Origin of the sequence: Kluyvera sichuanensis, from assembly GCF_014218705.1 — a bacterium.
Taxonomy (GTDB): domain Bacteria; phylum Pseudomonadota; class Gammaproteobacteria; order Enterobacterales; family Enterobacteriaceae; genus Kluyvera; species Kluyvera sichuanensis.
This window is the reverse complement of sequence record NZ_JABBJF010000016.1, coordinates 41,207-60,619: the sequence shown is the minus strand read 5'-3', so window position 1 is coordinate 60,619 and position 19,413 is coordinate 41,207. Positions and strand designations below refer to the sequence as shown.

Sequence of the window (19,413 nt, the reverse complement as noted above, 5' to 3'; positions counted from 1 at the left end):
CCTCATCCAGTGGGGTGAGGGGAAAATTTAAATGCGTCGTCGCTGCATCACCCGGCGGGCGATAATCGGCAGTGAAATCACCACAATCAGCATCGCGCCGATGATGATGGACATCACGATGCCGGGGACGTTAAGCAGGCTGAGCCCGAAGGTGACCAGCCCCATCAGGAAGGCCGCAATAATCACGCCGACCATGCTGCCGGAGCCGCCAAGAATGTTGACGCCGCCGAGCACCGCCATGGTGACTACCGCCAGCTCCCAGCCCATCGCAATCGTTGGGCGAGTACTGCCGAGGCGCGAGGTCAGTAGTACCGCCGCCAGGCCAGACATCAACCCTACCAGTGCGAACAGCAGCAGGTTGTGACGCTTGACGTTAATCCCCGAATACCATGCGCCGGTGGGGTTATTACCGATGGCATAGGTACGGCGACCGAAGTTGGTTTTGTGCAGCAGGAAGGCAAATGCTGCCGCGAGCACGATAAACAGCGCGAACTCAAACGACAGCGCGCCCCATACGTAGCCCTGGCCGAACCAGGCGAAGCTCTCCGGGTATTTATTCAGTGCCTGGTCACCGAGCAGAATGTAGGTAATGCCGCGATACAGGCTCATCGTGCCGATGGTGATAACAATCGACGAGAGGTTAAAGCGCATCACCAGCAGGCCGTTAAACAGCCCGCACAGCAGACCGACCCCTAACCCAACGCAGACCAGCAGCGGCGTATCCATTCCTGCGGCGGCGCAGAAACCCATCAGCGTCGAGCTCAGGGCAATGGTCGATGCCACCGACAGATCAATCTCCCGGGCGATAATCAGCATCGCCATCGGCAGCACGATGATCGCCTTCTCGGTGAAGTTGAAGGTGGCGTCCGACAGGTTCCAGATGTTGAGGAAGTAGGGCGAAGCCAGCGCGTTGCCGACAAACACCAGCAGCGTTACCGCCAGTAAAAAGCCTTCCCAGCACAGCAGTCGCTGGAAGAACGACGGCGCGGCGACTTCCGCTTTTATCTCGTCCGGCATCATTATTTTGCTCATGAGCGCACCGCCTGTTTCTGTCGGGCCAGCGCGGCATCGCGCAGGATAAGCCGTCTTTTGCGTTTATTGCCGCGTTCGTTCAGCAGGACGGCAATCACAATGACCGCGCCGGAAATGGCCATCTGCCAGAACGGCGAAATGCCGATTACCGGCAGGGCGTTGTTGATGATGCCGAGGAACAGTGCGCCGCACAGGCAGCCGACGACGCGTCCGGTGCCGCCCATGGTGCTGATACCACCGATGACGCAGGCTGCGACAACCTGTAGCTCAAAGCCGTTCGCCACGTCGACGTAGGCCACGGCAAAGCGCGAGATCCACAAATAGCCGCAGAATCCGGCCAGCGCGCCAGAGAGGCAGAAGCTGACGAACTGCATTTTTCCGGCGTTGATCCCGGTGTAGTAGGCCGCGGTGGCGTTACCTCCGGCGGTGTAGAGCGCGCGCCCGGTACGGCTAAAGCGCAGGAAGTAGCCGACCAGCAGCAGCGCGGCGACGGCAAACCAGCTCAATACCGGCAGGCCCAGCAGCGAGGCGCGCGGCAGGCCGAGGAAATCGGGGCTCATCTGGTGTGAGTTAACCCAGCCGCCGTCAGAGAGCAGGAAGATAATGCCGCGGTAGATGCTCATGGTGCCAAGCGTCACCACAATCGCCGGGATCCCCAGCTTCCAGACCAGCAGGCCGTTAATCATCCCCATGACCAGCCCCAGCACCGTCGCCAGCAGCAGCAGCGCCCAGACCGGCACGGCCGGGTAGTGGAAGTTAAGCAGCGCCACGATCATCCCGGTGAGCGCCAGATTGGCGGCCATCGACAGGTCGATGCCTTTGGTCAGCAGCACCATCATCTGCCCCAGCGCGAGGATGATTAAGATGGCGGTATCGTTGAACATTTCTACCAGGTTGCCCGGCGAAACGAACGACGGCACGCGGCTGCCGATGGCACCGATCATCAAAATAATCACCGCCGCGAGCAGCGCTTCGCGGTGTTTAAATAAGGATTGCCACATTTATGCTGCCTCCTTCCCGGCACCGCTGGCGGCGCTGACGATGGTCTCAGCGGTAGCTTCACCGGCCTGATATTCCGCGACCATCAGTCCTTCATGCATCACGATGATACGGTCGGCCATACCCATCACTTCCGGCAGCTCTGACGAGACCATAATCACCGCCAGCCCCTGGGCAACCAGCTCGGACATAAACTGGTGCACCGCGGCTTTTGAACCGATATCGATACCTTTGGTGGGCTCATCAAGAATGATCACGTCCGGGTGGGTCGCCAGCCATTTGCCGATCACCACCTTCTGCTGGTTACCGCCGGAGAGCGTCTCTACCGACTGTCGCCAGCTAAAGGCTTTCACCTGCAGGCGACGGGCGTACTCGTCGGCCAACTGCCATTCGCGGGCGTCGTTGAGCACGCCGCGTGGGTTGAGTTTGCTAAGCTGCGGCAGGCTGATGTTCTGGGCAATCGGCAGTTCAATAATTGCCCCCTGTTTCTGCCGCTCTTCCGGCACGCAGACGATCCCAGCGTTGATGGCATCGGCTGGCTGGCGAAAATGCACCGTCTTGCCGTTCAGGATAATCTCGCCGGAGGAAGGATGTGATACGCCAGAAAGCGCCTGCATTAGCTCGGTTCGCCCGGCGCCGACCAGGCCATAGAAGCCGAGGATTTCGCCTTTGCGCAGGGTGAAGTCGATATGGGCAAATTCGGTCGGATGGCAGAGGTCTTTTACCTCCAGCACCACATTGCCTTTTTCGCACGCCACTTTCGGATAGGTTTGCGTGATCGCACGGCCCACCATCATGGCGACCATTCGCTCTTCGGTTATCTCATTGATTGCGCCGGAGCCCACGTACACGCCGTCGCGCAAAATGGTGTAGTGATCGGTGAGCTCAAAAATTTCATCAAACTTGTGCGAGATAAACAGAATAGCTTTGCCTTCCAGCTTCAAGCGCTCAACGATTTGATAAAACTCCAGAATCTCGTGCTGGGAGAGGGCGGCGGTGGGTTCATCGAGGATCACTACCTGCGCTTCAAACGACAGCGCGCGCGCAATGGCCACCATGTGGCGCTGGGCGATACTGAGGGTTTTTAGGGTGGCGCGTGGGTCAATCTGCACATCGAGGCGGGTGAGAATTTCCCGCGCTTTCTGGTGCATGGCGGGCCAGTCGAGCTTTTTCAGCCAGCCTTTATAGAGGTACTGGCCGACAAAAATATTTTCGCTGACCGAGAGCTCATCGAACAGAACGGTTTCCTGATGAATCGCGGTGATCCCCACCCGGTGCGCGGAGTCCGGCGTGGGCAGGGTTATTGGAATGGCTTTGTAGAGAATCTCGCCCTCTTCGGGCTGATAGATGCCGGTCATTACTTTGACCAGTGTGGACTTGCCCGCGCCGTTTTCACCGATTAACGCGGTGACCTTGCCGGGCCAGAGATCGAGCTGCACGTTTTCAAGCGCGCGCACGCCGGGGAAGACCTTGGTGATCCCCTTAAGCTGCAATAGCGGAGTCGATGCGGTCATGATAGTTCTCCGGAGCATTCCCCTCACTGCCGCCTGCTTTTCTCCCTCTCCCATTTAGGGAGAGGGGCGGGGTGAGGGTCAAAGGATTAGAAAATCTTCGAGAACTTATCAATATTGCTGGCATCGTAGACGAACGGCTCGGACATCGCGCCATTACCGTCAGCATCGAGCTTCACTTTGCCCAGTTTACCCATGCTGGCTTCGGTTTTGGTTGCCGTACCTTTTACCAGGTCATCGGCGAGGTAGGTGGCGGCATAGCCCAGGTCGATTGGGTTCCAGATGGCGAAGCTTTTGCTCGCGCCGGACTTAATGGCGCCGGCCATTTCAGACGGCAGTCCCAGCCCGGTGACGTAAACCTTGCCAATTTTGCCTTGATCCTTCACCGCCTGCGCCGCCGCGACGATACCGACGGAGGAAGGGGAGACAATCACTTTCAGGTCTGGGTAAGACTTCAGCAGCCCAACCGCTTCGCGGTAGCTCTTATCCGACAGGTCGTCGCCGTAGGCCACGGTCACCAGGTTGATGGACGGATAGTTCGGCAGCACCTTTTTCATCTCGCCAATCCAGATATTCTGGTTGGTGGAGGTGGGGGTCGCGCTCAGAATGGCGACGTCGCCTTTCTCGACGTTCAGCGCTTTCAGCGCATCGGCGGCGAGCTTCACGTTGGTTTCGCCAATCAGCTGGTTGTTCGAAGGGTTCAGGTGAATCTGACGGCCACCGGCGGCAACGCCGGAATCCCATGACACGACCTTAATGCCGCGCTGCATGGCTTTTTTCAGCACCGGCACTACCGCATCAGGATCGTTGGCGGAAATAGCGATCGCATCGACGCCCTGGGCGATCAACCCGTTGAGCACTTCGATCTGCGCTTCAGCGGTGGTAGTGGTAGGGCCGGTATAAATGACTTTAACATCGCCTAACTCTTTGGCCGCCTCCTGTGCGCCAACGTTCGCGGCTTCGAAGAAGCCATTGCCTAATGACTTCGCCACAAGGGCAATTTTCACTTCAGCTAAAGCGGAACCGGACAACGCCAGGGCGGCAACGGTGAGGATGAAGCTTGCTTTTATTTTCATTGCTTGTACTCCACGGTTTTGAGTTAGTTGGTTTGCAGGTAACAGAGTTTCCCCTGCGGATCGTTGCCCGCAGGGGTTATGCGATGTTCTTACTTGTACAGATTTAATGCGCTGGCCATCGGGGTGACGCCAAAGCGCTGGCCGAGGGCAATCAGTTCTTGCTGGGTGATGGTCTGCTTCATGCCGCCCATCGAGTAGACCTTCACCAGCACTTCTGCGGATTTTTCGGCGGTATCGATCAGACCAAAGGCTTCATCGAGCGTTGGGCCGCTGCCGAAGACGCCGTGGAACGGCCACAGCACCAGAGAGTGCTTCTGCATTTCGACGGCGGTCGCCTGGCCGATTTCATCGGTACCCGGCACCATCCACGGCAGAATGCCAACGCCGTCCGGGAAGACCACCAGACACTCGGTGCTGCCTTCCCACAGTTTGCGGGTAATCAGCGCGGTGTCGTTTTCCAGTACGTAGGTCAGCGCGATCAGGTTAGTCGCGTGGCAGTGCATGATGACGCGGTCTTTACCACCGGTCAGTTTGATACGTTCGCAGTGTGACAGGAAATGCGCTGGCAGTTCGGAGGTTGGTACGGCTTCGTGAGTCAGCCCCCACAAAATATGGTAGCCCGCACCGTCGCTATCGACCTTCACTACGCCGAGGTTGGCGGCGGGGTCGAGCTGGACGTTGCGGAAGAATTTACCGGAACCGGTGACGATAAACGGCGTGTTCGCCAGCATTGGCATCGGCTGGCTCAGGGCGATATAGCGCGGTTTGGCGTGGAAATCGGCGGTGAAAGGCGTGATATCCGCATCGTCCAGACGCAGCGTCAGGTTGCCGCCGTTGCGTTCGTCCCAGCCTTTTAACCAGGCGTCAGAGGTGGCTTTAATCATGCCCTGGACGAACCAGGAATCGGTAATGGTCTGCATAGTCTTGTTGTCCTGTTGTCTCGGTGAGGTGTTTCCCCTCACCCTAGCCCTCTCCCCTAAGGGGCGAGGGAACGGTTCGGTTTTTGCCCTCTCCCTTTCAGGAAGAGGGGCGGGGTGAGGGTCAATCACCCACGCTGGTTCAGAATCTCTTTCTCGTAGCTGCGCACGCTCTCCAGCCACTGGCTGCCCGCCGGGGTATCGTTGCGCTGGCAGTACATTTCCCATACCGCCTGCCACGGCAGGCACTTCTGCTCTTCCAGCAGCGCCAGACGCGCGGTGTAGTCACCGTCAACTTCCAGCTGACGCAGCTGTTCGGTTGGTTCCAGCAGCGCGCGCAGCAGGGCTTTCTTCATGTTGCGAGTACCAATAACCCATGCTGCGATGCGGTTGATGGAGGCGTCGAAGAAATCGAGGCCGATGTGCACGCGGTCAAACAGGTCGTGGCGGATGATTTCGCTCGCGATGGCCTGGGTTTCGTCGTCCAGCAGCACCACGTGGTCGCTGTCCCAACGTACTGGGCGGCTCACGTGCAGCAGCAGACGAGGCACGTACAGCATGGCGGCGGAGATTTTGTCGGAGATAACTTCCGTTGGGTGGAAGTGACCGGCATCCAGGCACAGTGCGGTCTGGCGGCTGGTGGCGTAGCCCATATAGAACTCGTTAGAGCCGACGGTGTAGCTCTCAGCGCCGATGCCGAACAGCTTGCTTTCGACGGCATCAATGTGATGCGCCGGATCCAGTTTTTCACTGATGACTTCATCCAGCGCGGCCGCCAGACGCTGGCGCGGCGCCAAACGGTCAACGGTCACGTCTTTCATGCCGTCTGGGATCCAGATGTTCATCACCGAAGGCGTACCCAGCTGTTCGCCAAAGTAGGCGGAAACGCGGCGGCTGGCCTTGCAGTGATCAATCCAGAACTGGCGAATTTTCGGGTCGGCGTGAGACAGCGTAAAGCCGTCGGCGCTCAGCGGATGTGAGAAGCAGGACGGGTTAAAATCGAGGCCCAGCTTGTGTTTTTTCGCCCACTCAACCCAGTTTTTGAAGTGCTCAGGTTTGATCTCGTCGCGCGCCACCGGGGTGTCAGACTCCAGATAGATAGCGTGCAGGTTCAGGCGCTTTGGCCCAGGGATCAGGCTCAGTGCCTGCTCCAGGTCGGCGCGCAGCTCGGTGGCGTTACGCGCTTTGCCCGGATAGTTACCGGTCGCCTGAATACCACCCGTCAAGCTGCCTTCTGGATTTTCAAAACCCGCGACGTCATCGCCCTGCCAGCAGTGCATGGATACGGGTAAGCGGTCCAGCTGGCGTAACGCCTCTTCGACATCGATACCCACAGCGGAATAGCGCTGTTTCGCGAGTTCCCAGGCTTGTTCAAGTTGAGTGGTCATGCGCAAAGCTCCTTTGTCTGTCGTTGTTGCTGAAACTGCGCAACGTAGCGGGCAATTTCATGGTCTGAATTCGGGGTAAACGTGGTGAGGCCGTAGTTGCCGGTCACCACCTTGCGGAAATCGTCGACGTTGGTGAGTTCGTCCAGCGTCATTAATTGGATGCCGATGTTGCCGAGGGTTGAAGCTTCAATCGGCCCGGCGACCACGGTGATGCCGCAGGCATCGGCGCACAGCTGGTTCAGCATCTGGTTCTGGCAACCGCCACCAACAATGTGCAGCTGGCTGAATGGTTTACCGCGCAGCAGCGCCAGCTCGTTGAGCACGTCGGCGTACAGCAGCGCCAGGCTGTCGAAGATGCAGCGCGCCAGCTCGGCTGGGGCATGGGGAACGGGCAGCGCGGCTTCGCGGCAGGCAGCCTGAATCTCGGCGCTCATGTTTTCCGGGTTGATGAAGCGGTCATCGTTCGGGTTAATCAGGTAGCGGCAAGCCGGTAGCTTCTCCGCTCCGGCAATGAGATCTGGCAGGCTGCCGATGTTCTGCTCTTTCAGCACCCGCTGCAGCAGCCACAGGCCCATGATATTTTTCAGCACCCGGTAGCGCCCTTCCGCGCCGCCTTCGTTGGTGATGTTGGCGCGCTGCGCCTGCTCGCTGGTGTACGGCGTTTTGCTCTCAAAGCCCATCAGCGACCAGGTACCGGAAGAGAGATAAGCGGCATCGCGGTCAGCCAGCGGTGAAGCGATGACGGCGCTGGCGGTGTCGTGGCTGGCAACGGCAACCACCGGAATATCATTACCCTGCGGGCAGACCCAGCGGCCGATCACGTTGCCGGGATGCGTCGGCGTACCAAACCAGGACGACGGTGCACCGGTCCAGTTCAGCAGGTCTTCATCCCAGTTATCGCTATTGATATTGACCAACTGCGTGGTGGTGGCGTTGGTGTATTCCCAGTTCATCTTGCCGGTCAGGCGGAAGCTGAGGTAATCCGGGATCAGCAGGGCGTGAGCGGCCTGGCTCACCAGTTCTGGCTGCTGTTCAACCAGCGCGCGCAGCTGATAAAGCGTGTTGAACGGCAGGAACTGAATGCCGCTGCGACGATAGATCTCACTTTTACCCAACTGTTCCATTGCCATGGCCATGACGCCGTCGGTTCGACTATCGCGATAGGCCACCGGCAGGCCAACGCGCTGCCCGTGTTTATCCAGCAGGACGTAGTCCACGCCCCAGGTGTCGATGCCGATGCTGTCTATCAAAATGCCTTCATCGCACACCTTGTTGAGGCCGATGCGGATTTCGGCTTCCAGCGCGTCGATATCCCAGGTATCAAAACCTTCCTGCTTATGCAGGCTGTTCACGAAACGGTGGATTTCGCGCAGTGAAAGCGAACGCTGTTTGGCATCAAAGCGCGCCAGCATTACGCGTCCGCTGGAGGCGCCTAAATCGACGGCCACACAATGGCGAAAAGTCATGGCAAGAGTCCTTCTATGAGTCATTGCGAAACAGTCTAGAAAAAGCGCAATGCCACAACCTTCTCGTTACTGACAGGCGAAATTCGGCGCTGGCAAGAAAGCAAAGGTGAACGTGAGAGAGTTCACAAATTCCGCCGATGAGGGGGTGTGATGCTGACCGCATTTCCCGATCTTTCCGGCTGTTTCTTGAAAAAACGACCGGCTTTGCGCGGTTTGCTGTCAAAACGTCAAGGTCAGATCCCTCATCCGATATTACTATCCTGATAACATTTCTCATTTGTCGGGGGTCGCGATGACCGTACTACACAGCGTGGATTTCTTCTCTTCAGGTAAGCTGCCCGTGGCGATTGAACCTCGACTTCCTCAGGCGGCATTTCCTGAGCATCATCATGATTTTAATGAGATTGTTATCGTTGAACATGGCACAGGTATTCACGTGTTCAATGGTCAGCCGCATACCATTTGCGGTGGCACGGTTTGCTTCGTCCGTGACTTCGACCGGCACCTCTATGAGCACACGGAAAACCTGTGTCTGACCAACGTGCTGTACCGCGCGCCGGATGCTTTCCAGTTCTTGTCAGGTCTTAATAAGCTGCTGCCGCAGGAGCAGGATGGTCACTATCCTTCCCATTGGCGCGTAAACCAGAACACCTTGCAGCAGGTGAGAACGATTGTCGGGCAGATGGAAGAGGCGAATGACAGCACCGATATGATGTCGCTGGCGAACCGTGAAATTCTGTTTATGCAGCTGCTGGTGCTGCTGCGTAAAGGCAGCCAGGAACAGGGGGCGATGGATAACGACGCCCGTCTGAATCAGCTGATGGCGTGGCTGGAAGAGCATTTCGCCGAAGAGGTGTGCTGGGAAGGGGTGGCGGACCGATTCTCGTTGTCTCTGCGCACGCTGCACCGCCAGCTGAAGCACTGTACCGGCCTGACGCCGCAGCGCTATCTTAACCGCCTGCGCCTGATTAAAGCCCGCCATCTGCTGCGCCACAGCGATGAGAGCGTTACCGATATCGCCTATCGCTGCGGTTTTGGCGACAGTAACCACTTTTCGACCCTGTTCCGCCGCGAATTTAACTGGTCGCCGCGCGATATTCGCCAGGGGCGGGACACCCTGCTTCAGTAACGCGAAGGGAATCACCGTTTTTTGCCTCAAAACGGCTAATAATAGAGAGTTGTTAGTCGTGAGGTGCCAGCGTGCCAGGCCAGTTAGTTCTTCGAAAAGCGGATTTTTTTGCCAATCCGACGCAAGCCGTGGCGGTGGCTGACCGCTACCCGCAAAACGTCTTTGCTGAGCATACCCACGAGTTTAACGAGCTGGTGCTGGTCTGGCGCGGCAACGGCTTACACATCCTCAACGACCGTCCTTACCGCATCACCCGCGGCGATCTGTTTTATATCCGCGCGGAAGACAAACACTCCTATGCTTCGGTTAACGATCTGGTTTTACAGAATATTATCTACTGCCCTGAACGCTTAAAGCTCAACCTTGATTGGGTGGCCCATATTCCCGGGCTGCACGGTTCCCACTGGGCGCCGCACTGGCGGATAGGTAGCACCGGCATGACGCAGGCGCGGCAGATAATGACTCAACTGGAGCAGGAGAGCCGCAAAGACGACGCGTTAGCCAACGAGATGTCTGAACTGCTGTTTGCCCAGCTGGTGGTCTGCCTCAAGCGCTATCGCTATGCCACCGATAACCAGGCGGCCACGCAAAGCGAAGCGCTGCTCGACAAACTGCTGACCGTGCTCGCAGGCAGCCTGAACCGTCCTTTCGTCCTTGATACCTTCTGCGAGCAGCAGGGCTGCAGCGAGCGCACCCTGCGCCAGCAGTTCCGCAGCCAGACCGGCATGACCGTTAACCACTACCTGCGCCAACTGCGGATTTGCCACGCGCAATATCTGCTTCAGCACACCGAACTGCTGATTGGCGAAGTGGCGATGCGCTGCGGCTTTGAGGACAGTAACTACTTTTCGGTGGTCTTTAACCGCGAAATTGGGATGACGCCAGGACAGTGGCGGCATAAAAGCCGAATTCCCGTCAATTAACCTGAATGCCGCGTGTTATCAGGAACATAACAAAATGTTATAACCTTATAAAAACTACGGCATTGATAATCATTTTCAATATCATTTAATTAACTATAATGAACCAACTGATTACGCGGCGTTTACAGGTTTGCCGCCCGACAATAATGGAGATGATTATGAGCTATACCCTGCCATCACTGCCTTATGCGTACGATGCCCTGGAACCGCACTTCGACAAACAGACGATGGAAATCCATCACAGCAAACACCACCAGGCCTACGTCAACAACGCTAACGCAGCGCTGGAAAGCCTGCCGGAATTCGCTGCGCTGTCCGCTGAAGAGCTGATCGCGAAACTGGACCAGCTGCCGGCTGACAAGAAAACCGTTCTGCGTAACAACGCGGGCGGCCACGCTAACCACAGCTTCTTCTGGAAAGGCCTGAAAAAAGGCACCACCCTGCAGGGTGACCTGAAAGCGGCTATCGAGCGTGATTTCGGTTCCGTTGATAACTTCAAAGCTGAATTTGAAAAAGCAGCAGCAACGCGTTTCGGCTCCGGCTGGGCGTGGCTGGTGCTGAAAGGCGACAAACTGGCTGTGGTTTCTACCGCAAACCAGGACTCCCCGCTGATGGGTGAAGCCGTTTCTGGCGCTTCCGGTTTCCCAATTGTGGGCCTGGACGTTTGGGAACACGCTTACTACCTGAAATTCCAGAACCGCCGCCCGGACTACATCAAAGAGTTCTGGAACGTGGTGAACTGGGACGAAGCAGCAGCGCGTTTCGCCGCTAAAAAATAATTTGCATTGCCGGTCTGTAGAAGCGAGTCTGATGACTCGCTTTTTTTGTATCCGCCTAAGGAGCAGCAGATGCATTTTCCGGTTGATGTGTTTATTGGCAAAATCCGCGACTATGACGGCAGTCGCCCGAGCGCCATCGCGAAGGTCCAGATGGATGGCGAACTGGAACTCACCGAGCTGGGACTGTTAGGTGACGAACAGGCCGAGAAAAAAATCCACGGCGGCCCCGACCGCGCGCTGTGTCAGTTCCCCCGCGAACATTACGCCGACCTGATTCGTGATTTCCCCGAGCAGGCATCCCTGTTTTGTGCCCCGGCGTTTGGTGAAAACCTGTCGACGGAAGGCATGACCGAGCACAACGTTTTTATCGGTGATATTTACCGCTGGGGTGAGACGTTGATCCAGGTTACCCAGCCGCGTTCTCCGTGCTTTAAGCTCAATTTCCACTTTGCTATCAGCGATATGGCATCGTTGATGCAAAACAGCGGCAAGGTTGGCTGGCTGTATCGGGTGATTGCGCCGGGTAAGGTCTCTACTGATGCTCCGCTGGAGTTGGTGTCGCGTTTGAGCGATGTTTCGGTGTATGACGCCGCCGCGATTGCCTGGCATATGCCGTTTGATGACGACCAGTATCACCGCCTGCTGAGCGCGGCGGGGCTGTCGGTGAGCTGGAGCAGAACCATGCAGAAGCGTCGCCTGAGCGGCAAGATTGAAGATAACAGCAGAAGACTGTGGGGTTAGACGATACAAAAAATTGGCCTGCATTCGCAGGCCGATGGTTTTTAGGTTCGCTTATAAAGCGGTAGCCACAGCGTGAGCCGCAACCCGCCGAGTGGGCTGTCGTCGGCCTTCACCCAGCCGCGGTGCTGCTGCATGGCGCTTTCTACAATCGCCAGCCCCAGTCCCGTCCCGCCAGATTCACGGTCACGGGCCTCATCGGTACGATAGAACGGACGGAAAATCTGCTCGCGGTCTTCCGGGCTAACGCCTGGACCGTCGTCGTCCACGTGAACGGTGACGCCATCTTTGTCCACTGAGAAGCTCACGGCGATTTTGGTGTGCGAGTAGCGCAGCGCGTTGCGTACGATGTTCTCCAGCGCGCTTTCCAGCGCGTTCGGGTTACCGTAAAGCGGCCACGGTCCCGGCGGATAATCGACGCTGAACGACTTGCCCATCTGTTCTGCTTCAAACGCGGCGTTGTCCAGCACGTCGCCCCACAGTTGATTGGCCTTCAGGGTTTCGCTGACCAGTGCGCTTTTCTGCTGATTGCGCGACATCACCAGCATGTCGTTGATCATGCTGTCCAGACGCTGTGCCTCGGTTTCAATGCGCTCCAGCTCTTTACTCTCGCCGCTGCGACGACGCAGCAGCGCCGTGCCAAGCTGCAGACGCGTTAACGGCGTACGCAGTTCGTGAGAGATGTCGGAGAGCAGCCGCTGTTGCGACGTCATCATCCGCTCAAGCGCCATCACCATCTGGTTAAAGCTGGCACCGGCGGCGAGAAACTCCTGCGGCCCGGCCTCCAGCTCAGGATGCTGACGCAGGTTGCCCTGAGCCACTTCATCCGCAGCATTTTTCAGCTTACGCGCCGGTTTTGCCAGGCTCCACGCCAGCCACAAGAGTAGCGGGGCGCTGACCAGCATGGTGACGATAAGCAGCAATAAAGGTCGGTCGAACAGCAGGTTGATAAAGTCGGACTGCGAACTGCTTGCCGGACGGATCAGGTATAACTGGTAGTTATCTTCCCCGTCACGAATGGAGAACGGCCCGACTAACTCAACGCGGCCATACTTCTTTTTTTGCGGATGATCGGAGTTATCAGACTGGCCGATAAAGTTACGAATGATCTGCATTTCGTTGCGTTCTGCGCCGATCACGCGGCCTTCGCTAGTCACCAGTAACAAACGCTGGCCCGGCGGTGCCCACTTATCAATTGCGCGGAACAGCCGACGCCACCACATCAAATCGTTGGGTGGATCGTTAGCCAGTTCTTCTTCAACATGCTGCTCAATCATCAGGCCCTGACGCTGCTCGCTATCGAGCAGCTCGGTCATTTGACGGGAGTCGAGCTTTGGCAGCATCAAAACCAGCATCAGCACCAGCGCTAGCGTTAGCCAGAAAATGGCGAAGATGCGGGCGGTTAAACTTCCTATCATGAAGCGGAGACCATCAGATAGCCGCGGCCACGCAGGGTTTTAAACCACGGATGACCGTCTTTGCGTTCCGGCAGCTTACGGCGCAGGTTGGAGATGTGCATATCAATCGCGCGGTCGAATGGCGTTAAGCGTTTACCCAGCACTTCCTGACTCAGGTGTTCACGAGAAACCACCTGACCCAGATGCTGTGCCAGCAGATAGAGCAGGGTAAATTCGGTACCGGTCAGTTCGAGCGTTTGGCCATCAAAGCTGGCTTCCTGACGACCTGGGTTCAGGCTCAGCGCGTCAACTTCTACGGTTGGTGAACTGGTATCGCTACTTTGCTGCTGTTCGCTCCAGTGTGAACGGCGCAAAATAGCGCGAATACGCGCGACCAGTTCGCGATCGTTAAACGGTTTCGGCAGATAGTCATCCGCGCCCAGCTCAAGGCCCAGCACGCGATCCAACTCGCTTCCGCGAGCAGTTAACATAATGACGGGAGTCTGGTGTGTTTGTCGCAATTCTTTCAGCGTGTCGATACCGTTTTTCTTCGGCATCATCACGTCGAGTAAAAGTAGGTCGATGCTGTCGTCAATCAGCGATAACGCCTGTTCGCCATCGTGGGCAACAAGGACGTTAAAGCCTTCCATATCAAGAAGTTCCTTGAGCAAGGAAGTCAGCTCGCGGTCATCATCAACTAATAAAATTTTATTCATATTTTCATCCCTCCGAGGCAGAAATTACGTCATCAGAGCCAGCGAATCCATGACTTTACGTTGTTTTACACCCCCTGACGGATGTTTGCAGCCTGAATCGTAAACTGTCTCTCGTTGAATCGCGACACAAAAGTTTTTGGGAGCATGTGATGCGCAATGTTATCGCTGCCGTCATGGCCTCAACGCTGGCATTCAGTGCATATAGCCAGGCCGATGAAGTCGTCACCAGCGTTAACTGGCACCCAGCGGAAAGCAATACGCTGCGGAACGGCCAGGGCCATATGTTCGACGGTATTAGTTTAACCGAACATCAACGCCAACAGATGCGCGATCTGATGCAAAGGGCACGACACGATCGTCCACCTGTTAATGTTAGCGAAATGGAGACAATGCATCGCCTTGTCACCGCAGAAAAATTTGATGAAGCCGCCGTGCGAGCCCAGGCCGAGAAAATGGCCGAGGAGCAGGTAAATCGCCAGGTAGAAATGGCGCGGGTACGCAACCAGATGTACCGCCTGTTAACGCCGGAGCAGCAAGCGGCTTTAAATGAGAATCACCAGCAGCGTATGGAGCAGCTGCGTGACGTTGCACGGATGCAGCAAGGTTCAGTACCGAGTCAGAACCTGTTTAGTAGCAATACCCGTAGCAACCAGTAACAAACCCTGTTTTTCCTTGCCATAGACACCATCCCTGTCTTCCCCCTCATGATGAGGGGGTTTTTTTTGTCTTTTTTCCGGCACTTTCTGTTCGATCTTTCATTATTATCATGCTGTTCGTTTTTTGCTCTTTACTGTATAATATTTTATACCTTTTCAAGGCTGAGAAGGTATCGCAGGGTGGCGACGAAGCAGATTGAGTGGATGGGAACGTCTCTGGACGATCTCATCGCTTTCCCGGTTGATGTCCGGCGTGAGGCTGGATTTGAACTGGATAAAGTGCAAAACGGGAAGGAGCCGTCAGATTGGAAATCGATTAATGACTGGGGCTCAGGGGTTATTGAGATTAGGCTGCATGGTGAAGATGGTGAGTATCGCGTTGTGTATGTCGCCAAATTTGACGATGCAGTATGCGTGCTCCATGGGTTTCAGAAGAAGACGCAGAAAACCAGCCCGAGAGATGTTTTCATCATTACGAGTCGATATAAAGAGGCTGTTGCGCAGCGGAGGAGAGCAAAATGACGAAAGATATTGATACTAAAGTTCGCCATGTGACGAAGGCTGACGGCAACGTATTTGCCGACCTCGGATTTGCGCCTGAAGAGGCAACAAAGCTCCTCGCAGAATCTCGTGCCGAGATGGCCAGAACGGATGCGCTTAAAAAACAGCTGATGGGTGAAATTGCTGCCTGGATGAAGCGCGAAGGTTATAAACAGTTGGATGCAGCGAAGGTGCTGCGCGTTTCTCGCCCGAGGGTATCGGATGTGGTGAATAAGAAAACCGAAAAATTCACGTTGGATACGCTGGTTGGCATGGCGACGCTGATTGGTAAAAAAGTACGCCTGATTATTGAGTAACGGTGAACGGTACCGTGAGATTGAAAAACGCATGATGGCAGTTTCCATTGTGCGTTTTTTTGTCTTAAATTCGTCACCGCGCACCCCTCATACATTCCGCTATACTACGCAGATCGAAAGCAGGAGTGTTTATGAATCAATCTTATGGACGACTGGTAAGTCGTGCTGCAATCGCCGCGACGGTCATGGCTTCCGTGCTGCTGGTGATTAAAATTTTTGCGTGGTGGTATACCGGGTCAGTCAGTATTCTGGCGGCGCTGGTCGATTCATTGGTGGATATCGCCGCCTCGCTGACCAACCTGCTGGTGGTGCGCTATTCGCTGCAACCGGCGGATGAGGAGCACACCTTTGGGCACGGTAAGGCCGAATCGTTGGCGGCGCTGGCGCAGAGTATGTTTATTTCCGGTTCGGCGCTGTTCCTGTTCTTGACCGGGATTCAGCATCTGGCACGACCAACGCCGATGAGCCAGCCGGGCATCGGGGTGGTGGTGACGGTGATTGCGCTTATCAGTACATTAGTTCTCGTGACGTTTCAGCGCTGGGTAGTCAGAAAAACCCAGAGCCAGGCCGTACGCGCGGATATGCTTCATTATCAGTCTGATGTTATGATGAACGGCGCGATTCTTGTCGCGCTCGGCCTCTCCTGGTACGGCTGGCATCGCGCCGATGCGCTGTTTGCATTAGGAATTGGCATCTATATTCTATATAGCGCGTTACGCATGGGGTACGAAGCGGTGCAATCGTTATTGGATCGCGCGCTGCCCGATGAAGAACGTCAGGAAATTTTCGACATCGTGACCACCTGGCCAGGTGTGAGCGGTGCTCACGATCTCCGAACGCGGCAGTCAGGGCCGACCCGCTTTATTCAGATTCATATTGAAATGGAAGACAACCTGCCGCTGGTTCAGGCACATCACGTTGCCGATCAGGTGGAGCAGGCGATTTTGCATCGTTTTCCTGGGTCCGACGTGATTATTCATCAGGATCCATGCTCTGTTATGCTGCAGGCAAACAGAGACGTTTGAACTTTCGCAGTGGTTGTACGAAATGTGAGCTAAGTCGGCATTATTTGTATAAATAACCGCCGGTTAGCCTGACCTGAATCAATTCAGCAAGAAGCGCTTGATATACTATCTCTACATAGAGTCGTTCTCTCCCCCCTACAATTGCGGGAGCGCTTCGGGCAGAAGAATTAATTTTTAGCATTCCTAAGTTCAGAGGTAGTCATGATTAAGAAAATCGGTGTGTTGACAAGTGGCGGTGATGCGCCGGGTATGAACGCCGCCATTCGCGGTGTCGTACGCGCAGCATTGACGGAAGGCATTGAAGTCATGGGCGTCTATGACGGTTATCTGGGCCTGTACGAAGATCGTATGGTACAGCTCGACCGTTACAGCGTGTCAGACATGATTAACCGTGGCGGCACCTTCCTGGGCTCCGCGCGTTTCCCGGAATTCCGTGATGAAAACATCCGTGCCGTGGCTATCGAAAACCTGAAAAAACGTGGTATCGATGCGCTGGTAGTTATCGGCGGTGACGGTTCCTACATGGGCGCCGTGCGCCTGACCGAAATGGGCTTCCCATGCATCGGCCTGCCGGGCACCATCGATAACGATATCAAAGGCACCGACTACACCATCGGTTTCTTCACCGCGCTGAGCACCGTCGTTGAAGCGATTGACCGTCTGCGTGACACCTCTTCTTCTCACCAGCGTATCTCCGTTGTTGAAGTGATGGGCCGTTACTGCGGCGACCTGACTCTGGCTGCGGCTATCGCGGGCGGCTGCGAATTTATCGTGGTGCCAGAAGTTGAATTCAAACGTGATGACCTGGTTGCTGAAATCAAAGCGGGCATCGCTAAAGGTAAGAAACACGCCATCGTGGCGATTACCGAGCATATGTGCGACGTTGACGAACTGGCTCACTTCATCGAAGCTGAAACCGGTCGTGAAACCCGTGCAACCGTTCTGGGCCACATCCAGCGCGGCGGCTCCCCGGTTCCTTACGACCGCATCCTGGCATCCCGTATGGGCGCCTACGCGATTGAACTGCTGCAGCAGGGCTTTGGTGGCCGTTGCGTCGGTATTCAGAACGAAAAACTGGTTCACCATGACATCATCGACGCTATCGAAAATATGAAGCGTCCGTTCAAAGGTGACTGGCTGGAATGCGCTAAACAGCTGTACTAAGCCGCGTTTGCCCGGTAACGGGCAGATTTGAGCGAAAAAAAAGCCTTCTCATTGAGAAGGCTTTTTTGTATGCGTCAGGCGCTTATTCGATATCCAGCGCATCTTCCGACAGGATAATGCCGGTGTTATCAGCATACAGATGGTCGCCGGAGAAGAAGGTTACGCCGCCGAAGTTGACGCGTACGTCGCTTTCGCCGATACCTTCGCCCGCTGCGCCAACCGGAATCGCGGCAATCGCCTGAATGCCGATATCCAGCTCTTCCAGATCATCAACCTGACGCACTGCGCCATACACCACAATGCCTTCCCACTCGTTTTGAGTGGCCAGACGGGCGAGGTCAGCGTCGATCAGCGCGCGACGGACAGAACCGCCGCCGTCGACCAGCAGAATGCGGCCACGACCGTTCTGTTCGAGCAGATCGTACAGCAACCCGTTATCCTCGAAACATTTTACGGTGATGATTTGCCCACCGAACGACAGCCGCCCGCCAAAGTTAGAGAACAGGGGTTCTACTACGTTGACATCTTCCTGGTAGATGTCGCAAAGCTCGGAAGTATCGTATTTCATAGGATTAACGCTCAGTTGCTGCGAGTGATTTTAGTATATCGCGCTCTATGCATTGTTGGCAAAATCATCAATTGTTAATTGATATTTGTCAGTTAAGCCAGCGCCTTGCTGAGCACAATCCCGATGACGAACAGCAGGTTAGTTAATAGCGCTCCTTTCACCGTGCGTTCCAGCATCGGCGGCATCGCCTGCGGCGAGCGCTCGCGCATCACAAAGCGCGCTTGTTTCACCAGCAGCGGCGCGCTGAGGATAAACAGCCAGCCCCACGGGCTATGCAGCGAGAGCAGGTTAAACAGCGCCAGGCAGACTAGCGTCCCCATCAGCAGACAGACGTGGTAGCGGCGGGCGTTAACCGGCCCCAGACGTACGGCCAGGGTGTTCTTGCCGTTTTCGCGGTCGCTGTCGATATCACGCAGGTTATTGATATTGAGCACCGCCGTCGCCAGCAGGCCGCAGGCGGTAGCGGGCAGAATAATCGCGCTGCTCAGAGTATGCGTCTGCAAGTACCAGCTGCCAATCACGCTCAGCCAGCCGAAGAAGATCAGCACCGAGATGTCGCCAAGGCCAATATAACCGTATGGGCGCGTGCCGACGGTGTAGGTGATAGCGGCAATAATGGCCAGCAGCCCCAACACCAGGAAGCCGATAAAGTCACCGGTTGTCTGCGAAGCGGTAAACAGCAGAGCAAGACCAGAGATGCAGATAAGCCCGACGGTGATAATCAGCGCGCGCTTCATCTGTTCTTTGGTGATCACCCCTTTTTGCATACCGCGCAGTGGGCCGATGCGGTCCGGCTTATCGCTGCCTTTCACCGCATCGCCATAGTCGTTGGCGAGGTTAGAGAGGATTTGCAGCAGGCTTGCGGTGATCAGCGCCAGTACGGCAACGCCCGCGTTAAAGTGCCCCTGCCACCACGATAGCGCGGTACCGACGATAATCGCCGCGCAGGCCAGAGGTAACGTTTTCGGGCGCAGACTTTCCAGCCAGGCCTGAGAGCGGCTTACAGGTGTATTTGTCATAATAATTAGCCAATAAAAATGGGGCTTTTCAGCCCCATCAATTAAAGATGAAA

The 19,413-nt window shown here is 56.0% G+C and carries 20 protein-coding genes; 9 read left to right on the top strand and 11 right to left on the bottom strand.

The features are described from left to right. Positions 1-27: 27 nt before the first annotated feature. The 7 genes from HII27_RS15995 to rhaB form a co-directional block, all read right to left on the bottom strand. A complete protein-coding gene (locus HII27_RS15995; protein ID WP_185668826.1) occupies positions 28-1,032 on the bottom strand; it encodes an ABC transporter permease in 1,005 nt (334 codons plus the stop codon). After that, positions 1,029-2,033, bottom strand: a complete 1,005-nt coding sequence (locus HII27_RS15990) for an ABC transporter permease (protein WP_185668825.1) — start codon at positions 2,031-2,033, stop codon at positions 1,029-1,031. Before HII27_RS15990 ends, HII27_RS15995 begins: the two co-directional genes overlap by 4 nt. Beyond that, the gene (locus HII27_RS15985; RefSeq protein WP_185668824.1) at positions 2,034-3,545 is read right to left on the bottom strand and encodes a sugar ABC transporter ATP-binding protein; all 1,512 of its coding nucleotides are present in this window, start codon (positions 3,543-3,545) and stop codon (positions 2,034-2,036) included. It lies immediately after the preceding gene. Between the two features lie 86 nt (positions 3,546-3,631). Continuing rightward, positions 3,632-4,618, bottom strand: a complete 987-nt coding sequence (gene rhaS / locus HII27_RS15980; protein WP_035892339.1) for a rhamnose ABC transporter substrate-binding protein — start codon at positions 4,616-4,618, stop codon at positions 3,632-3,634. Positions 4,619-4,707: 89 nt separating this feature from the next. Next, complete coding sequence (rhaD, locus tag HII27_RS15975) at positions 4,708-5,538, bottom strand: rhamnulose-1-phosphate aldolase (protein ID WP_185668823.1); 831 nt, start codon at positions 5,536-5,538, stop codon at positions 4,708-4,710. Positions 5,539-5,663: 125 nt separating this feature from the next. Further along, a complete protein-coding gene (rhaA, locus tag HII27_RS15970) occupies positions 5,664-6,923 on the bottom strand; it encodes an L-rhamnose isomerase (protein WP_185668822.1) in 1,260 nt (419 codons plus the stop codon). Beyond that, positions 6,920-8,389 carry a rhamnulokinase gene (gene rhaB / locus HII27_RS15965; RefSeq protein WP_185668821.1) on the bottom strand — a complete coding sequence of 490 codons (1,470 nt, stop codon included), beginning with the start codon at positions 8,387-8,389 and terminating at the stop codon, positions 6,920-6,922. Before rhaB ends, rhaA begins: the two co-directional genes overlap by 4 nt. Before the next feature lie 292 nt (positions 8,390-8,681). Here rhaB and rhaS (HII27_RS27185) point away from each other — a divergent pair, with 292 nt between their 5' ends. From rhaS (HII27_RS27185) to yiiM, 4 genes are all read left to right on the top strand, one after another. After that, entirely contained in the window at positions 8,682-9,518 is an 837-nt protein-coding gene (gene rhaS, locus HII27_RS27185) for an HTH-type transcriptional activator RhaS (protein WP_185668820.1), read from the top strand. Between the two features lie 71 nt (positions 9,519-9,589). Beyond that, the gene (rhaR, locus tag HII27_RS15955; protein WP_185668819.1) at positions 9,590-10,441 is read left to right on the top strand and encodes an HTH-type transcriptional activator RhaR; all 852 of its coding nucleotides are present in this window, start codon (positions 9,590-9,592) and stop codon (positions 10,439-10,441) included. Between the two features lie 158 nt (positions 10,442-10,599). Continuing rightward, positions 10,600-11,220: a superoxide dismutase [Mn] gene (gene sodA, locus HII27_RS15950; protein ID WP_035892347.1), complete on the top strand. Its 621-nt coding sequence runs from the start codon at positions 10,600-10,602 to the stop codon at positions 11,218-11,220. Positions 11,221-11,226: 6 nt separating this feature from the next. After that, a complete protein-coding gene (yiiM, locus tag HII27_RS15945; RefSeq protein ID WP_185668818.1) occupies positions 11,227-11,961 on the top strand; it encodes a 6-hydroxyaminopurine reductase in 735 nt (244 codons plus the stop codon). A 41-nt stretch (positions 11,962-12,002) separates the two neighbouring features. Here the strand turns inward: yiiM and cpxA are convergent, their stop codons facing one another. Both cpxA and cpxR read right to left on the bottom strand, forming a co-directional pair. Continuing rightward, complete coding sequence (gene cpxA / locus HII27_RS15940) at positions 12,003-13,376, bottom strand: envelope stress sensor histidine kinase CpxA (protein ID WP_185668817.1); 1,374 nt, start codon at positions 13,374-13,376, stop codon at positions 12,003-12,005. Continuing rightward, positions 13,373-14,071: an envelope stress response regulator transcription factor CpxR gene (gene cpxR, locus HII27_RS15935; protein WP_185668816.1), complete on the bottom strand. Its 699-nt coding sequence runs from the start codon at positions 14,069-14,071 to the stop codon at positions 13,373-13,375. The genes cpxA and cpxR overlap by 4 nt, the downstream gene beginning before the upstream one ends. A 149-nt stretch (positions 14,072-14,220) precedes the next feature. Between cpxR and cpxP the strand changes: the two genes are divergently transcribed. From cpxP to pfkA, 5 genes are all read left to right on the top strand, one after another. Further along, positions 14,221-14,727 carry a cell-envelope stress modulator CpxP gene (gene cpxP, locus HII27_RS15930; protein WP_185668815.1) on the top strand — a complete coding sequence of 169 codons (507 nt, stop codon included), beginning with the start codon at positions 14,221-14,223 and terminating at the stop codon, positions 14,725-14,727. A 180-nt stretch (positions 14,728-14,907) separates the two neighbouring features. Further along, positions 14,908-15,249 carry a type II toxin-antitoxin system RelE/ParE family toxin gene (locus HII27_RS15925; protein ID WP_317983858.1) on the top strand — a complete coding sequence of 114 codons (342 nt, stop codon included), beginning with the start codon at positions 14,908-14,910 and terminating at the stop codon, positions 15,247-15,249. Continuing rightward, positions 15,246-15,584 (top strand): helix-turn-helix domain-containing protein, encoded by a 339-nt coding sequence (locus HII27_RS15920; protein WP_185668814.1) that lies wholly within the window; start codon positions 15,246-15,248, stop codon positions 15,582-15,584. Before HII27_RS15925 ends, HII27_RS15920 begins: the two co-directional genes overlap by 4 nt. 131 nt (positions 15,585-15,715) lie before the next feature. Continuing rightward, a complete protein-coding gene (fieF, locus tag HII27_RS15915; protein WP_035892352.1) occupies positions 15,716-16,609 on the top strand; it encodes a CDF family cation-efflux transporter FieF in 894 nt (297 codons plus the stop codon). Between the two features lie 201 nt (positions 16,610-16,810). Next, on the top strand, positions 16,811-17,773 hold the full coding sequence (pfkA, locus tag HII27_RS15910) for a 6-phosphofructokinase (RefSeq protein WP_185668813.1): 963 nt from the start codon (positions 16,811-16,813) through the stop codon (positions 17,771-17,773). A gap of 82 nt (positions 17,774-17,855) precedes the next feature. Here the strand turns inward: pfkA and rraA are convergent, their stop codons facing one another. Both rraA and menA read right to left on the bottom strand, forming a co-directional pair. Then, a complete protein-coding gene (rraA, locus tag HII27_RS15905) occupies positions 17,856-18,341 on the bottom strand; it encodes a ribonuclease E activity regulator RraA (RefSeq protein WP_035892355.1) in 486 nt (161 codons plus the stop codon). A gap of 92 nt (positions 18,342-18,433) precedes the next feature. Continuing rightward, positions 18,434-19,360 (bottom strand): 1,4-dihydroxy-2-naphthoate polyprenyltransferase, encoded by a 927-nt coding sequence (gene menA, locus HII27_RS15900; RefSeq protein ID WP_185668812.1) that lies wholly within the window; start codon positions 19,358-19,360, stop codon positions 18,434-18,436. Between the last annotated feature and the right edge of the window lie 53 nt (positions 19,361-19,413).